Origin of the sequence: Sphingomonas sp. MS122, assembly GCF_049532975.1 — a bacterium.
In the GTDB taxonomy this organism is placed as follows: Bacteria; Pseudomonadota; Alphaproteobacteria; order Sphingomonadales; family Sphingomonadaceae; genus Sphingomonas.
This window is the reverse complement of sequence record NZ_CP186695.1, coordinates 1,009,484-1,023,644: the sequence shown is the minus strand read 5'-3', so window position 1 is coordinate 1,023,644 and position 14,161 is coordinate 1,009,484. Positions and strand designations below refer to the sequence as shown.

Sequence of the window (14,161 nt, the reverse complement as noted above, 5' to 3'; positions counted from 1 at the left end):
CATTGCAAGCGGGTGGCTTTCGGGTGGAAAGCGGTCGTTAATGCATCGGCTCTAGCAGGGGCGTTACCTGCAAAGGATGTCCGATGTTTGCGATTCTGCTTCTGCTCTCGCAAGGTTCAAACATCGAAACGATGAGCCTCGAACAAATCGACGCCGAGCTTTCCGCTACGGTCTATTCGGCGCGCGGCGGGTGGCTCTTCCATCACCTCGGTCACCTCATATGCCAAGACAGCGCCCGGTTGAACCGCATCGTTGAAGTGAACCTCAGATACAGTCGCCTTGAACGGGAATACGAACTCCTGGGCGGCACTTTTGCGCCCGAGGAGGAGCAAAGCATAATGGAGGAAGCCGTCCACCGGACGTGCGAGGCCGGTGACGAAGCCAAGACCGCTCGCGCCTGGAGAGCACGGAGCGACGAGACTGAACAAGCCCTGGCAAGGATGCAGTCGCTCCTCGCCCGGAAGCGCGCCATAGCCAACAACGCCCCTGCTCCCCGTTGAGAACGGCTTCTGGGACGTCCGCTTGCGGGGTGTTACGCAGCAAGAAGAGTCAACGCTACGGTTCGCTGAAACAGCATATCATCGTTGTGCGTGGTGAGACCGATGTCCGCAATGGATCGTCAACTGCCCTTCCTGCTCGCTACCCCGCCCAGTCCAGCACCGTCCACCCCCGCGCCGCCGCCAGCCGCCGCAGCGGCCCGTGCGCGTTCACGGCGAACGCCTCGTCCGCCCATTCGAGCACCGGCGCGTCGGAGACATGGTCGCTGTAGAAGCGCACCCGGACATCGCCCCGCGCCAGCCCCTCGCGCGCCAGCCACGCCTCGATCAGCCGCAACTTCGCGGGCCCGTAGCAATTCTCGCCCTCGATCCCCGCCAGCACATTGCCCTCGGCGTCGCGCCGCGCCTCGGTCGCGATCACCTGGACGATCCCCAGCCGCGCGGCGATCGCGCGGGCGTAATAGCCGTGGCTCGCGGTCGCCAGCACCGGCTCCCAGCCCGCGGCGCGGTCCGCCTCGACCCGCGCGCGCGCGTCGGCGAACAGGTTCGACGCCGCCACGCCGTCCGCGAACGCCTCCGCAACCGCATCCAGATCGCCCGGCGGGATCGCCCGGCCGAGCATCAGCCGGTGCGTCGCCTGCTTGAGCTGCGCGCGGTCGATCGCCTTGGCGAGATAGGCGACCGACGCGATCCCCGCGACGGGCAGCAGCGCCAGCCGCCACGGCGCGCGGGCCAGCGCGGCGTGAACCAGGAACGGCGTCCAGGTCGCCTTTCGCGTGATCGTCTTGTCCATGTCGTAGATGGCGAGGCGGCGCATTCGGGAACCTTGGGCCTGATTCGGGGATTGGGACGGGACCGAAACCTCTGTAAACGCGGGAGCTTGCCGTTCCAGTCCGAATGAACGATGGGTGAGGCGATGAACGCGCCAGCGGATTTCCAGCACGACCCGGCAGGGGGCGGCACGCTGCGGTTCAGCGGCAGCCTCTCGCTTCGCTGCATCGGCGACCTGCCCGAACGGCTCGCGGCGGTGAACGGCCCGGTCGCCGAGCTCGACATGCGCGGCATCGAGCGGATCGACACGGTCGGCGCCTGGCTGATCCACCGCTTCGCGCGCGACTCCGGCGCCAGGATCTCGGGCCTCACCAGCGATTCGCAGCATCTGTTCGACCAGGTGACCGAAGCCGACCAGCCGATCGCGATGCCGCGCGCGCCGCTCGGCACCTTCACCCGCCTTCTCGCCGAGGTCGGCGAGGCGGTGATCCAGGCGTTCAAGACGCTCTACGGCCTGCTCGGCTTCATGGGCGCGACCGCGATGGCGTTCGGCCGGGTGATCGCCAATCCGCGCAGCTTCCGCTTCCACGCCACCGTCCACCGGTTCGAGGTGGTCGGCGTGTCGGCGCTCGGCATCATCGGGCTGATGAGCTTCCTGATCGGCATCGTCATCGCACAGCAGGGCGCGGTGCAGCTGCGCCAGTTCGGCGCCGAGGTGTTCACGATCAACCTGGTCGGCCGCATCACGCTGCGCGAACTCGGCATCCTGATGACCGCGATCATGGTCGCCGGCCGCTCGGGCTCGGCCTTCGCAGCCCAGATCGGCACGATGAAGCTGACCGAGGAGATCGACGCGATGCGCACCATCGGGGTCAATCCGATGGAAGCGCTGGTCATCCCGCGCGTGCTTGCGGCGGTGCTGATGCTGCCGCTGCTCGGCTTCTACGCCTCGGTCGTCGCGATCATCGGCGGCGGCCTGCTCTGCTGGATCTCGCTCGATATTCCGCCGATCACCTTCGTCCAGCGCATCCGCGAGGTGGTGCCGATCACCGATCTCTATGTCGGGCTGGTCAAGGCGCCCGTGTTCGGCGCGATCATCGCCATCGCCGGCTGCTTCCAGGGCATGCAGGTCGAAAGCGACGCCGAGCAGGTCGGCACGCGCACCACCACCGCGGTGGTGCAGGCGATCTTCCTCGTCATCGTGCTCGACGCCTTCTTCGCGGTGTTCTTCACCGAAGTCGGGTGGAACTGATGACCGCGGCGACCTTCGAGGGTGAGGCGATCATCCGCGTGCGCGGCCTGCGCAACAGCTTCGGCGAGCAGGTCGTGCACGACCAGCTCGACCTCGACGTCAAGCGCGGGGAGATCCTCGGCGTGGTCGGCGGATCGGGCACCGGCAAGTCGGTGCTGATGCGCTCGATCATCGGGCTGCAGCAGCCCGACGCGGGATCGGTCGAGGTGTTCGGCGACAATGCGCTCGACATCGACGAGGACGAGGCGATCGAGATCCGCAAGCGCTGGGGCGTGCTGTTCCAGGGCGGCGCGCTGTTCTCGACGCTGACCGTGGCCGAGAATGTGCAGGTCCCGCTCAAGGAGTTCTATCCCCGGCTCGACCAGGCGCTGCTCGACGAGATCGCCGCCTACAAGGTGGTGATGACCGGCCTGCCGCCCGATGCCGGCCCCAAATATCCCGCCGAGCTTTCGGGCGGCATGAAGAAGCGCGCCGGGCTCGCGCGCAGCCTCGCGCTCGATCCCGAATTGCTGTTCCTCGACGAGCCGACGGCCGGGCTCGACCCGATCGGCGCGGCGGCGTTCGACGAGCTCACGCTGTCGCTCCAGCGCACGCTCGGCCTCACCGTGTTCCTGATCACGCACGATCTCGATTCGCTCTATGCGATCTGCGATCGTGTCGCGGTGCTCGCCGACAGGCGCGTGATCGCGGTCGGCACCATCGAGGAGCTTCTCGCGTTGGATCATCCGTGGATCCAGGAATATTTCAACGGCCCGCGCGGGCGGGCGGCCGTCTCCAGCGCCGAAGGGGCGGCTGCACGGGCGGAACCGCAAGGGACGCCGCAGGATATGGGGGCTTAGATGGAAACCCGGTCAAATCATGTGCTGGTCGGCGCGGTGGTGCTGATCCTGCTCGCCATGCTGGCGCTGTTCACCGTGTGGCTCGCGCGGCTCAACACCACGGCGGAGAACGAGTACGACATCTTCTTCAAGCAGGCGGTCGACGGCGTGAACAAGGGCTCGGCGGTCGCCTTCTCCGGCGTGCCCGCAGGGCAGGTCAAGGAGATCGCGCTGTTCCCGCCCGATCCCAGCCTGGTGCGCGTGCGCATCAGCGTGAACAAGGAAGTGCCGATCCTGCAGGGCACTACCGCGACGATCCAGGGGGTCGGCTTCACCGGGGTCAGCCAGATCCAGCTCGACGGCGCGGTCAAAGGGGCCCCCGCGATCGTCTGCCCCGAGGTCAATCCGCGCAGCGTCTGCCCGCTCGGCGTGCCGGTGATCCCGACCAAGCAGGGCGGGCTCGGCGCGTTGCTCAACACCGCCCCGCGGCTGCTCGAGCGCCTGTCGACGCTGACCGAGCGGCTGACCGAGCTATTGTCCGACCGCAACCAGGCCTCGATCGCCGGCATCCTCGAGAATACCGACCGGATGACCGAGGAGCTCGCCAAGGGGGCGCCCGACATCCGCGCCGCGATCGCCGAGCTGCGCAATACGGTGAAGCAGGCCGGGTTCGCCGCCGAGCAGATCGGCAAGCTCTCGGGCACCACCGACCAGGTGCTGGCGAGCGAGGTACGGCCGGCGATGGCCGACCTGCGCAAGGCGATCGCCTCGGCCGACGGCAGCATGAAGGCGCTCGAGCGCACGCTGGGCAAGGCCGATGCCGGGATCGACGAGGTCTCGACGCGGACCATCCCCGAGGTCAACCAGCTGATCCAGGACCTGCGCGAAATGTCGATCGCGCTGCAATCGGTGGCCGAGAAGGTCGATCGCGGCGGCGCCGGGTCGCTGATCGGCTCGCCCAAGCTCCCCGACTACGAACCCAAGAAGAAGTGAGCCGGATCATGAAGACGCTCGCCCCCGTCATGCTCATCGCACCGCTGGTGCTCGGCGGCTGCATCCGCTTCGGCGCCGAGCCGCCGCCCTCGCTGCTGACGCTGACCCCGGCGGCCACGGTCGCGGTGGGCGAGACGCTGAACTCGGCCACCGCCAAGTCGATCACCATCACCGCGCCGATCGCCGCGCGGGAGCTGGCGGTGACGCGCGTGCCGGTGCGCTCGGACGACACCAATGTCGCCTATCTCAAGGAAGCGGTGTGGGTCGAGCCGCCCAGCCAGCTGTTCGCGCGGCTGCTGTCGGAGACGATCTCGGCGCGCACCGGCCGCGTGGTGCTGACCTTGCGCCAGTCGCTGTCGGACCCGGGCGCGCGGCTCGGCGGCGAGCTCAGGCAGTTCGGCATCGACGCCCCGGCGCGCGAGGCGGTGGTGACCTATGACGCGACCTTGGTGCGCGATCGTCCGCCTGCCGAGCGCGGGGCGCGCCCGCCGATGACCTTCGAGCGGCGCCGCTTCGAGGCGCGCGTCCCCGTCGCCGAGATCACGCCGGCCGCTGCCGGGGTCGCGCTCAACACCGCCGCCAACCAGGTCGCGGGCGAAGTCGCCGACTGGGTCGGGCGCTAATCCCTTTCCCCTGAGGAGGAGGGCAAAGCGGCGGGAGGTGAGGACAGCCTCCGCACCAGGCGCTTGCAATGTTGGATTTCGTTTGCGAACGTCCGCGCTCGCTCTTTCTCACCGTCAGCCCTGGCCGTCATCCCCGCCGGCCGCACCCGTCAGCCCCGAAACAGCGCCGATAGTGTCAATCTAGTGTCAACTTCCGCCGTCGCGCGACGGCGTCCGCCGCACCGGCGGCATCGCGTTGCAGATATCCGCCCCGCCCGCCGGCAGCTCGAAGAAGGGCGGCTCGCGATTCTCGCGCGCCTTCACCCAGGCGGCGAAGCGGGGGTTGTCGGCGGCGCGATATTCGAAACGCGGGCGTTCGGCCGCGGGCAGCTCGCTCGCGAGGCGCACGCTGACGATCGGGACGTACAGGCTCGCATCCTTGTACAGGCCGAGCCCGCCCTCGGTGCCGCGCGGCAGGGTCGAGAGATGCTCGATCCCCTCGAGCACGCGGCCGACGATGGCGATGTTGCGGTCGAGATGGCGCGGGCCATGGCCGATCACGGCGTAGAGGTCACCGCCGCTCCCGGTGCTCGGCGCGAGATCGCGCGCGACGCCGACCATGCCGTAGCAATGCGGGATCCACGCGACCGTGCCGTTGGTCGCGAGCGGCCAGCCGTCGGCGCTGTGTCCGGCGGCCGTCGAATAGGGGTCGGTGCGGGCGAGCCTGGTCACCGCGTCGTAGCGCGGCCAGTCATATTCGGCGGGCGGCTGCGCGATGACCTCGGCGGGCAGCGGCTTCTTCTCGGTCGCGTCGCCCCATTGCACGACATAATTGTCCTGGACGCGATAGACGGTCTCGCCGTCCCACCAGCGCGCCGCGGCGAGCTTGCGGATATTGGCGACATGCACCGGCGTGTAGCGCGCGGCGAGACGGATATAGACGCGGCGGTCGCCCGCCAGCGTCAGCACCAGCAGCTCGTCGTCGGGCACCGCGCGCCAGTCGGCGGGCAGCGCATCGGATGGCTTGGGCGGAGCCGGGGGCGCGACGGGCGGCGCTGCCTGGAGCGCGACGGCGAGAAGGGCGGTGAGCATGGCCGCAGGCTGGCACGGGCGCGTGCGGCGCGCAACGCTTGCGATGACCGGCGCAAATCACTAGGCAGCGCCTTCCTGGCATGCGGAGCGGTGGCCGAGTGGTCGAAGGCGCTCGCCTGGAAAGTGAGTATACGGCAAAACCGTATCGAGGGTTCGAATCCCTCCCGCTCCGCCATTTACGCCTTTCTCAGGCCTCGCCAAACCTCCTGAAAGCTGCTAAAAAGCCGCAGAAATCAGCGGTTTTTTTGTCCCGCTGAATTTCAAAGGATCCGACACTATCCCACAAAAGTGTGGGGCAAAGTGTGGGGTAATTTGGGGTGAGACGCGATGGGAAAGCTCACTGCATCCAAGGTCCGGGCCTTGACTGAGCCGGGACGATATTCCGACGGGGAAGGCCTCTTTCTCGAATTGAACGGTAAAGATTCGGGACGGTGGCTCCTGCGCGTTCAATCGGGTGGCCGTCGCAGGGACATAGGATTGGGCTCATTGCGCGCGGTTTCACTGGCGGATGCGCGTGAAGCAGCATTCCTCGCGAGGAAGAAGATCGCGCAAGGAATCGATCCTGTCGCCGAGCGGAAGCAGGAGCGGCTTGTGATTCCGACCTTCCGCAAGGCGGCCGAACTCGTCCACGAAGAGCACGAGAAAGCTTGGAAGAACGGCAAACATCAGGCGCAGTGGCTTGCGACGTTGAAGACCTACGCGTTCCCCAAAATGGGCGATCTCCTCGTTAGCGATATTGAGGGGCCGCTGATCCGTGATGTCCTTGCGCCGATCTGGCTGACCAAACCGGAGACAGCGCGCCGCGTTCGCCAGCGTATCGCCACGGTCCTCGACTGGTCCTGTGCAAAGGGTTTTCGCGCCACGGAGGCGCCCATCCGCTCAATCTCCAAGGGGCTGCCCCGTCAGCCCAAGAAGGATGGGCATTTCGCTGCGATGGCCTACGCCGACGTGCCGGATTTCGTTGCGACTTTGCGGGAACGTGAGTCCGTAGGACGCCTGGCGCTTGAAGCTTTGATCCTGACGGCGGCACGATCAGGCGAGATCCGAGGAGCGCTCTGGTCAGAACTGGATCTTGAGAGAGGCCTCTGGTCGTTGCCTGCGGAGCGCATGAAGATGGGGCGAGCGCACGTCGTGCCTCTGTCAGTGGCGGCGATCGACGTATTCGAACGCGCCGCAAAGTTTCAGGTGGGCGAAGGCAAACTCGTGTTCCCCGGGCAGCGGGCTAAGAAAGCCCTCTCGGACATGACGTTGCTGAAAATCCTGCGCGACATGGATCTCAACGTGACGGTGCACGGCTTCCGCTCCGCCTTTCGAGACTGGGTGGCTGAGCAAACCGACTATCCAGGCGAGGTCGCCGAAGCGGCCTTGGCGCACACGGTCGCCAATAAGGTTGAGGCTGCATATCGTCGGACCGACTTCCTCGAGAAGCGCAGACTTCTGATGCGCGATTGGGCGGCATTCTGTACCAAGACGCCGATAGCAGAGGCGATCAGTCCGGACATGGAAGGACACTCTGCGGGGTCGGGGAACCCGGCCGGGAGGGGAGAGCATGATGAGGGAAGCGCGCACGTCGCTGCGTGAGCATCGCGATCGGCTGATGTCGACGGGATTGGCGTGGGTGCGCCAAGCCCGCCGGTTCCAAGCAGGCATCAATATCGTATGCGTGATGGGCGGGGCCGCCCTCGCGGGCGTCGGCGGTGCGATGGAAGGCGGTTTGGCACCAGCGAGCGGCGACGGTCTGATCACCGTCAAGGGCTTGTGCGTCTGGCTCGGCATCGGACTGGTGTTCGTGGGCGGTATCCTGTTGCTGCTCCTGCGTGACGAGGCTCCCGAATTGTTGGCCCGGGCGGCAGCCTTGGAGAGAGAGGCGCAGAAATTCCTCGACGAGCGGGATAGCTTGCTCGCCGGCCTGGACTCAGCAGCTGCACTCGACCGCAAGCGTCTCGCGCTTATCGATGCCAACCGCACTATGCGAGAGGCCCTGGAGCAGGCGCTGCTCGTGCCAGAAGCGACGCCCGGCGTAGCTTCGCACCTTATGCTGCAGACCGCACTCCGCTTCATCACCGCTTCGATCGGATTCGATGCGGACGAAGAATGGGCGATCTCGGTGTTTCAGGTTCAGGGGGAAGGAGACGAGGCGGTGCTTAACCGGATTGCCGCCGCCCGCGCCGATCGTCTGAGTGAACAGAACAACCCGCGCAGCTGGAAGCGCAACGAAGCGTTCGTCGGCGCGGCTTGGCATAGCGCCCGAGACCTGATCATCGAGGACAGCAGCGATCCGCAGGTGACGCAGGATTACCCGGTCCCGCGGGACAAGCAGCGCGACTATGACACGGGGCGTTATCGCTCGATGGCTGCAATCCCTGTACGGCTCGGTGCCGAGCCGAGGATTTGGGGCGTGGTTGCCGCGTCGAGCAATCACGTCGGGAGGTTCCGGCGCGATCCGAACAATCGGCAGGTCCAGACCGTGGACACCGTTCGTGCGATGGCTCGCATGATTGCGCTGATGGCCGCCGCTTTCGAGCGGAGCAAAGGCTGATCTTTACGCGTAGAGTCTTATATGAGAGACATGACCGAGAAGGAGCTGCCCATGAAAATCGGCATGGAAAACGATCCGGTCGAAGATTTCGATCGGGAGCAGGAGCGCGCGATCGCTGCTGCGGTCCAGGCGCAGTTCGGCAAGGGTGACCTTCGTGAGGCCCTTCGCCGGGTCGATCGGCTGGCCGAGCGCCGGCTCGAAATGAACGGTAAGCTTTCGCGCATTTGCGCCTGAACGGTGCGGACCGGGCGATCACCTCGCCTTGTCCGCATTAGCCGCTACCGCCCAGCGGTTTGACGATCAGGTGCTCGTCCACCTGTCCTGACAGCACTGGATCGATCCGGTCGGCCTCCTCCGCCGCCCACTGCTTCCACTCGGCCAGAGTAGCCGGGTCGAGATCGCGACGCCCTTGCTCGATCGCCGTGCTCACCGAAGCGATCAGCGCCCGCAAGTCCTCCGCAGTGCGCAGCAGTTCGGCGCTTCGATGCAGGGCCGCGAGGCGCTCCTGATTGCATTTAGTGAGAGCCTCTTGCCGGCGCTCCTCGCACCATGCCTCCATTTCGGCCTGCTGCTGGAGCCGCTCCCTGATGCTCAGGCGGTAGCGCGCTTCTCCCGCGGCGATGATCGCTGCGGCAATATCGGCGACGACCGCCTCCAGCTTGACCTCTCTGTCTTCCCACATTCGCGGAAACCCCTCGGGCAGCGCCGGGTACAGCTCGATGCGCAAGGGTTCCTTGGGTGGTGCTGGAAACGGATCTCCGTGGCGGCGATGAGCAAGCGACGTCTCGCCGGGGTGTCGGATATGCACCTGCACCTGATGATCGCCGACGGTGACGCGAAAGCCGGGTTCTTCGCCCCAAAGCTCGCAATGGTGGCCGAGCCGGGTGAGTACCTGCATCAGCGCATCCGCGATCCGAAGCTTGCGCTGTTGCTCTGGCGGCTCGAAGACCGGGGCAAGCTCCCATTTTGGAAAGCGCGACGTCGCAATCTTGTCGAGCCTCCGCTCATCGCGACGTAACAACGTCTGCAGGGCGCGATGGGGCCGTTCCAGCTTCCGCGGCACAGACACCTTGCCGATCTGCTTGAGCGCGTCCTGCCTCAGCTGGTCCAGATCTTCCGGCACGTTTTCGGTGGTGAAGGGACCCTCCGGGTTCTCGCCTCGGCCCTGATCCTCACGGAAACGATCGGCGAGTGTGCCATGGACCAGCAGGAGCATATCCTGCCCCGGCTTCCGCGCCGGTAGCGGCGTCCGCTGCACGGGCTTTCCGGCTTGCAGCTTGTTCCAATAGCCCGCCTGCGGAAGCGGGATACCATGCTTCCGCAGCGCCGCCGTAAGCCGATGTTCCGAAACGCCGAGTTCGGCCGAGAGCTGGCGCATCGGCGCGGACCAGGCAAGGTCGTAGAGCTGGGCGCGGCTGACCCGCACTTCCGCCTGCTGCTTCGGCCACCAAGTTGAGTTGGAGCCTCCGATGATCGACATGCGACTCTCCGTCAGGACGGGAGTCTTGTTGCCTCAGCCGCCGTTCCTGGCCAACACCACCGGAGCCGAGTCCTGCATGCGGAAGGCGCCGTTATCGCGAGCGGCCTAGCCGTCACTGCGTTGGTAGAACATCGGGTTCCTGAGCCATTCGGCAATTGCGGATTCGCGCCATCCGACGCAGCGGGTGCTGATCCGGATGTTTCCGGGGAACGTGCCGTTCTCCATCTTTCGGTACATGGTCGAGCGGCTGAGGCCGGTGCGCTTGAGGACGGTCTGGATCCGGAGGATGTTGTCGGGAATGTCGGTCTGCATTGGCATCACCTTGCATCATGTGCGGGTTAGTGGTGCGCCCCGAGCCAAGGATGCGATCGAGAATCTTGGCGGACAAGGTGCTCTCTGGTGCCAGTGCGGTACTTTGCGGTGCCATGCGTCAGGGTGCGTCAGAAAGGTACCTCGGGTCGGTTGCCGAGAATGGGAGGGCGAAGTCCCATAGCGTCTCACGCTTCGCGTGACCGCGCTTCTAAAGCCGCGAATCGCGTCGCCGAGTCGTCTGCGCGTCTCGGCCCATGCGGGTGACGATCGACTGACGCAGGGCCGGCGGGCGCCGGCAGCGGAACGCGATATCGATTGAGCGTACACTCACGGACTGCTGCGCAGCCTTCAGGGGCCGCGGCGCCTTTGCTTTCCGCGTGGCACGCGCGATCCGGCCGGAGGGCGCGGCGACGGCTGGCGCACGGACAGGCGCGCGCACGCCGCCACGACGACCGACCGGTTTCGAGAGTGCTGCTTGATTGGCTCCTGGCGGAGCCGTGTACGCTGGCGCGCAGCGGCTGCGGTCGCCGCGCGAGGCGCGGCGGCGTTGGCCTCCGGCGTCGATCTGGCGGGGTGGGCGTCGCTGCCCTCTAGTCCCGCCGCGGCGTGCCGCAACCTGGGCTTCGCCCAAGTCCTCCTCTTCGTTGCGGCCCTGCGGGTGCGGCCCGCCTCTGCCGGCGGGACTTCCGGTTCGCTCCTGCCGCCCACCCCGCCATTCCGGCGCCGGTTGCGGTGGTTTGAGGAGTAAGGACAATGGAACTCAAGCACATTGATATCGCCAATCTCTGCATCTCGGCTGCCAACATGCGGGCCAAGGGCAAGGCGGACCTGTCGCACATCCTGCCGTCGATCCGGGCGCGGGGCGTGCTCGTGCCGCTGATCGTACGGCCGACGGAAGACGAGGACCGGTTCGAGATCGTGGCGGGCAAGCGGCGCTATCATGCAGCGCTTACCGTCGCGGCGGAGAGCGGCGAGGACGAGCCGCTGCCGTGCGCGGTCATGGCGGCGGGCGACGACGCAGCAGCGCTGGAAGCCTCGCTGATTGAGAACATCGCGCGGCTGGATCCGGACGAGGTGACGCTGTGGGAGACTTTCACCCGGCTGGTGCGCGAGGGCCGTTCGCCCGAGGACATCGCGCTCACCTTCGGCCTCACCGAGTTGCAGGTGAAGCGGACGCTGGCGCTCGGCAATCTGCTGCCCCGCATTCGTGGCCTCTATCGCAAGGGTGATATCGATGCGGCGACGGTGCGGCACCTGACTCTCGCTTCGAAGGCAAGGCAGCGCGAATGGCTGGCGTTGCTCGACGATCCGGATGCGCATTGCCCGACCGGTTATCAGCTCAAGGCATGGCTCTTCGGCGGTGCGTCGATCCCGGTCAGTTCGGCGCTGTTCGACGTGGCCGGGTATCAGGGTGAGATCGTCTCCGACCTGTTCGGCGACGAGCGGTATTTTGCGGACAGCGCGAGCTTCTGGACGGCCCAGACCGCTGCGGTTGAGGCGAAGGCGGAGAGCTACCGCGAAGCCGGATGGGAAGTGGTGGTGCTGCCGACCGGCGAGACCTTCCACAGCTGGGAACATGAGCGTTGCCCCAAGCGCAAGGGCGGCAAGGTGTTCATCGCGGTCGGCTCGCGCGGGGACGTGGCGATCCACGAGGGCTATGTCTCGATCAAGGAGGCGCGTCGGCGTGAGCGGGGCGAGTACAGTCCAGACGGCAAGCCGGTGCGACCGGAGATCAGTGCGCGGATCCAGAACTATGTCGATCTGCACCGGCATGCGGCGGTGCGGGCGGACCTTGCAGGTCAGCCGTCGCTCGCGCTGCGGGTGATGGTCGCGCACGCTATTGTCGGCTCGCCCCTGTGGAATGTCCGGGTCGAGGCACAGCGTGCCGCCAGCGATGCCATTGCCGAGAGCGTGGAGAATTGCGCATCGGAGGCCGTGTTCGATGAGAAGCGGCGGGCGGTGCTGGCAGTGCTCGGGTTCGATCCCGAGACACTAACCGTCACCGGTGGCTATGACGGCGAGCATGGTATTGCAGGGCTGCTGGTCCGGCTGATTGAGCTTCCCGATGCGGCGGCGCTCGACGTCCTCGCCATCGTCATGGCCGAGACGCTTGAAGCGGGAAGCCAGCTGATCGAGCTGCTCGGGCCGCTGGTCGGCACCGACGTGGCGAAGGTCTGGCAGGCCGACGACGTGCTGCTCGACCTGATCAAGGACCGCGAGGTGCTGGGCCATGTGCTCGCCGATGCGGCGGGTGCGCAGGTTGCCACTGCCAACGAGGGCGAGACCGGCAAGGTCAAGCGAAAGATCATCCGTGATTGCCTTACCGGCGAGAACGGGCGGGCCAGGGTCGAAGGCTGGGTGCCGAAGTGGATGGCGTTCCCGCCTGCCGCTTACACCGAGCGCGGTGGGGTGGGGACCGTCAGCCGTGCTGCCCGGCTCGCTGATCTCCGCATGTCCGCACCGTCGCAGCCCGAGCCGCTGCGGCAGGCCGCCTGAACCATGTCCGGCGGTCACCGTGCCGCCGGACCCTCTCGGATATCGGAGGCTCCCATGACCGACGATATGGATCCCGCCACTCTGAAGCGGATCGAGCGGGCGGTCCGCAACCTGCCCCGGCGCCAGCGCGAAGTCTTCTGCGCCGTGCGGTTTGACGACCTGAGCTATGCCGAGATTGCCGAGCGCACCGGTCTGACCGTCCGCGAGGTGGAGCAGCTGTTCGCGGAGGCGCTGTTCAATATCTCGCGGCATGTCGATCGCCCGCGTCGCTGGTGGCGCTTCTGGTAACTGCAACCTCGGTCTCGCGGGGAATAGCCCCGCGAGACTGTGCTTTGCCGAAATGCTTCGATAGGATCATCGCACATGCGTACCGATCTCGATCACCTTCCTCCTGCCAAGCAGCGCGAGTTGGAACGCGTCGTGCAAATCCTTTTCGAGGAGTTCCGCGACGCGACCGCCATCGCGACCTCGGATTGGAAGAAGCAGGCGCGCATCCTCAAGGTCATTCTCTACGGCAGCTATGCGCGCGGCGGCTGGGTCGATGAGCCGCACACCGCCAAGGGCTATCAGTCCGACTTCGACCTGCTCGTGATCGTCAACCACCCGAAGCTCACCGATCGCGTGGAGTTCTGGTCGTCGGCCGAGGACCGGCTCAACCGCGAGCTGGCGATCACGAAGACGCTGCGCACGCCGGTCAATTTCATCGTCCACACGCTGCAGGAGGTGAACGACGGTCTCGCGCATGGGCGCTATTTCTTCATGGACGTCGCCCGCGATGGGATCGCGCTTTACCAGAGCGACGATACTGAGCTGCACCAGCCCAAGCCGAAGACGCCGAAACAGGCGCTGGGAATGGCGCGGGAGTATTACAAAGAGTGGTTCCCGGCCGCGATGCGCAAGTACGAATTTGCGAAGTTCGGCCTGAGGGAAGGTCACCTCAAGGAAACAGCTTTCGAACTGCATCAGACGGTCGAGAGTCTATATCACTGCGTGCTGCTGGTCTGCACCTTCTACACGCCGCACGTGCACAATCTCGGCTTCTTGCGCACTCAGGCCGAGAGGATTGACATACGTTTGTTCGAGGTCTGGCCTCGCTTCGTGCGGGCAGATCGGTCTAGGTTCGAGAAGCTCAAGGAAGCCTATGTGAAGGCGCGCTACTCCACGCACTATCGGATCGACCACGAAGAACTCGGTTGGCTGAGTGAGCGCGTTGAAGAGCTTGGTCGCGTGGTGCAGGTAATCTGTGAAGAACATATCGCCGCGCTAGAGCGCAGCGCTGCAGCATAGCCGACAGCCTTCGCCGTGATCG

15 protein-coding genes and 1 tRNA gene are annotated in these 14,161 nt (G+C 66.1%); 12 read left to right on the top strand and 4 right to left on the bottom strand.

What is annotated here, in order from left to right:
• Positions 1 to 83 precede the first annotated feature (83 nt).
• Positions 84 to 500, top strand: a complete 417-nt coding sequence (locus ACO227_RS04720; RefSeq protein WP_423605708.1) for a hypothetical protein — start codon at positions 84 to 86, stop codon at positions 498 to 500.
• Between the two features lie 139 nt (positions 501 to 639).
• Here ACO227_RS04720 and ACO227_RS04715 read toward each other — a convergent pair whose 3' ends face one another.
• Positions 640 to 1,314 carry an HAD family hydrolase gene (locus ACO227_RS04715; RefSeq protein WP_423605706.1) on the bottom strand — a complete coding sequence of 225 codons (675 nt, stop codon included), beginning with the start codon at positions 1,312 to 1,314 and terminating at the stop codon, positions 640 to 642.
• 99 nt (positions 1,315 to 1,413) lie between these two features.
• Between ACO227_RS04715 and ACO227_RS04710 the strand changes: the two genes are divergently transcribed.
• Genes ACO227_RS04710 through ACO227_RS04695 form a run of 4 tightly spaced genes read left to right on the top strand, consistent with a single transcriptional unit; the run spans position 1,414 to position 4,954 of the window.
• Entirely contained in the window at positions 1,414 to 2,520 is a 1,107-nt protein-coding gene (locus ACO227_RS04710; protein WP_423605704.1) for an MlaE family lipid ABC transporter permease subunit, read from the top strand.
• Positions 2,520 to 3,359: an ABC transporter ATP-binding protein gene (locus ACO227_RS04705; RefSeq protein WP_423605702.1), complete on the top strand. Its 840-nt coding sequence runs from the start codon at positions 2,520 to 2,522 to the stop codon at positions 3,357 to 3,359. The genes ACO227_RS04710 and ACO227_RS04705 overlap by 1 nt, the downstream gene beginning before the upstream one ends.
• The gene (locus tag ACO227_RS04700; protein WP_423605700.1) at positions 3,360 to 4,331 is read left to right on the top strand and encodes an MlaD family protein; all 972 of its coding nucleotides are present in this window, start codon (positions 3,360 to 3,362) and stop codon (positions 4,329 to 4,331) included.
• Positions 4,328 to 4,954, top strand: a complete 627-nt coding sequence (locus tag ACO227_RS04695; protein ID WP_423605698.1) for an ABC-type transport auxiliary lipoprotein family protein — start codon at positions 4,328 to 4,330, stop codon at positions 4,952 to 4,954. Before ACO227_RS04700 ends, ACO227_RS04695 begins: the two co-directional genes overlap by 4 nt.
• 186 nt (positions 4,955 to 5,140) lie before the next feature.
• Here ACO227_RS04695 and ACO227_RS04690 read toward each other — a convergent pair whose 3' ends face one another.
• The gene (locus ACO227_RS04690) at positions 5,141 to 6,025 is read right to left on the bottom strand and encodes a peptidylprolyl isomerase (RefSeq protein WP_423605696.1); all 885 of its coding nucleotides are present in this window, start codon (positions 6,023 to 6,025) and stop codon (positions 5,141 to 5,143) included.
• 84 nt (positions 6,026 to 6,109) lie between these two features.
• On the opposite strand from ACO227_RS04690, the gene ACO227_RS04685 reads away from it, so the two are divergent.
• The 4 genes from ACO227_RS04685 (at position 6,110) to ACO227_RS04670 (ending at position 8,798) form a co-directional block, all read left to right on the top strand.
• Positions 6,110 to 6,200: transfer RNA gene (locus ACO227_RS04685), tRNA-Ser, on the top strand.
• Positions 6,201 to 6,352: 152 nt separating this feature from the next.
• Positions 6,353 to 7,606 (top strand): tyrosine-type recombinase/integrase, encoded by a 1,254-nt coding sequence (locus tag ACO227_RS04680; protein WP_423605695.1) that lies wholly within the window; start codon positions 6,353 to 6,355, stop codon positions 7,604 to 7,606.
• The gene (locus ACO227_RS04675; protein WP_423605694.1) at positions 7,575 to 8,564 is read left to right on the top strand and encodes a hypothetical protein; all 990 of its coding nucleotides are present in this window, start codon (positions 7,575 to 7,577) and stop codon (positions 8,562 to 8,564) included. Before ACO227_RS04680 ends, ACO227_RS04675 begins: the two co-directional genes overlap by 32 nt.
• 30 nt (positions 8,565 to 8,594) lie before the next feature.
• The gene (locus ACO227_RS04670; RefSeq protein ID WP_423605692.1) at positions 8,595 to 8,798 is read left to right on the top strand and encodes a hypothetical protein; all 204 of its coding nucleotides are present in this window, start codon (positions 8,595 to 8,597) and stop codon (positions 8,796 to 8,798) included.
• Positions 8,799 to 8,835: 37 nt separating this feature from the next.
• Here ACO227_RS04670 and ACO227_RS04665 read toward each other — a convergent pair whose 3' ends face one another.
• On the bottom strand, positions 8,836 to 10,044 hold the full coding sequence (locus ACO227_RS04665; protein ID WP_423605691.1) for a hypothetical protein: 1,209 nt from the start codon (positions 10,042 to 10,044) through the stop codon (positions 8,836 to 8,838).
• A 105-nt stretch (positions 10,045 to 10,149) separates the two neighbouring features.
• Positions 10,150 to 10,356, bottom strand: coding sequence for a helix-turn-helix transcriptional regulator (locus tag ACO227_RS04660; protein WP_423605689.1), 207 nt, complete (start codon positions 10,354 to 10,356; stop codon positions 10,150 to 10,152).
• A gap of 753 nt (positions 10,357 to 11,109) precedes the next feature.
• Between ACO227_RS04660 and ACO227_RS04655 the strand changes: the two genes are divergently transcribed.
• The 3 genes from ACO227_RS04655 (at position 11,110) to ACO227_RS04645 (ending at position 14,139) form a co-directional block, all read left to right on the top strand.
• Positions 11,110 to 12,852 carry a ParB/RepB/Spo0J family partition protein gene (locus tag ACO227_RS04655; RefSeq protein WP_423605687.1) on the top strand — a complete coding sequence of 581 codons (1,743 nt, stop codon included), beginning with the start codon at positions 11,110 to 11,112 and terminating at the stop codon, positions 12,850 to 12,852.
• A gap of 54 nt (positions 12,853 to 12,906) precedes the next feature.
• On the top strand, positions 12,907 to 13,140 hold the full coding sequence (locus tag ACO227_RS04650) for a sigma factor-like helix-turn-helix DNA-binding protein (RefSeq protein WP_423605685.1): 234 nt from the start codon (positions 12,907 to 12,909) through the stop codon (positions 13,138 to 13,140).
• Between the two features lie 75 nt (positions 13,141 to 13,215).
• Positions 13,216 to 14,139, top strand: a complete 924-nt coding sequence (locus tag ACO227_RS04645; protein WP_423605684.1) for a HEPN domain-containing protein — start codon at positions 13,216 to 13,218, stop codon at positions 14,137 to 14,139.
• Positions 14,140 to 14,161 lie beyond the last annotated feature (22 nt).

Excerpts from the sequence above, each read along its gene's own strand:
- ACO227_RS04720 (WP_423605708.1), top strand. The coding sequence starts at position 84 with ATGTTTGCGATTCTGCTTCTGCTCTCGCAAGGTTCAAACATCGAAACG.
- ACO227_RS04715 (WP_423605706.1), bottom strand. The coding sequence starts at position 1,314 with ATGCGCCGCCTCGCCATCTACGACATGGACAAGACGATCACGCGAAAG.
- ACO227_RS04710 (WP_423605704.1), top strand. The coding sequence starts at position 1,414 with ATGAACGCGCCAGCGGATTTCCAGCACGACCCGGCAGGGGGCGGCACG.
- ACO227_RS04705 (WP_423605702.1), top strand. The coding sequence starts at position 2,520 with ATGACCGCGGCGACCTTCGAGGGTGAGGCGATCATCCGCGTGCGCGGC.
- ACO227_RS04700 (WP_423605700.1), top strand. The coding sequence starts at position 3,360 with ATGGAAACCCGGTCAAATCATGTGCTGGTCGGCGCGGTGGTGCTGATC.
- ACO227_RS04690 (WP_423605696.1), bottom strand. The coding sequence starts at position 6,025 with ATGCTCACCGCCCTTCTCGCCGTCGCGCTCCAGGCAGCGCCGCCCGTC.
- ACO227_RS04680 (WP_423605695.1), top strand. The coding sequence starts at position 6,353 with ATGGGAAAGCTCACTGCATCCAAGGTCCGGGCCTTGACTGAGCCGGGA.
- ACO227_RS04675 (WP_423605694.1), top strand. The coding sequence starts at position 7,575 with ATGATGAGGGAAGCGCGCACGTCGCTGCGTGAGCATCGCGATCGGCTG.
- ACO227_RS04670 (WP_423605692.1), top strand. The coding sequence starts at position 8,595 with ATGACCGAGAAGGAGCTGCCCATGAAAATCGGCATGGAAAACGATCCG.
- ACO227_RS04665 (WP_423605691.1), bottom strand. The coding sequence starts at position 10,044 with ATGTCGATCATCGGAGGCTCCAACTCAACTTGGTGGCCGAAGCAGCAG.
- ACO227_RS04660 (WP_423605689.1), bottom strand. The coding sequence starts at position 10,356 with ATGCAGACCGACATTCCCGACAACATCCTCCGGATCCAGACCGTCCTC.
- ACO227_RS04655 (WP_423605687.1), top strand. The coding sequence starts at position 11,110 with ATGGAACTCAAGCACATTGATATCGCCAATCTCTGCATCTCGGCTGCC.
- ACO227_RS04650 (WP_423605685.1), top strand. The coding sequence starts at position 12,907 with ATGACCGACGATATGGATCCCGCCACTCTGAAGCGGATCGAGCGGGCG.
- ACO227_RS04645 (WP_423605684.1), top strand. The coding sequence starts at position 13,216 with ATGCGTACCGATCTCGATCACCTTCCTCCTGCCAAGCAGCGCGAGTTG.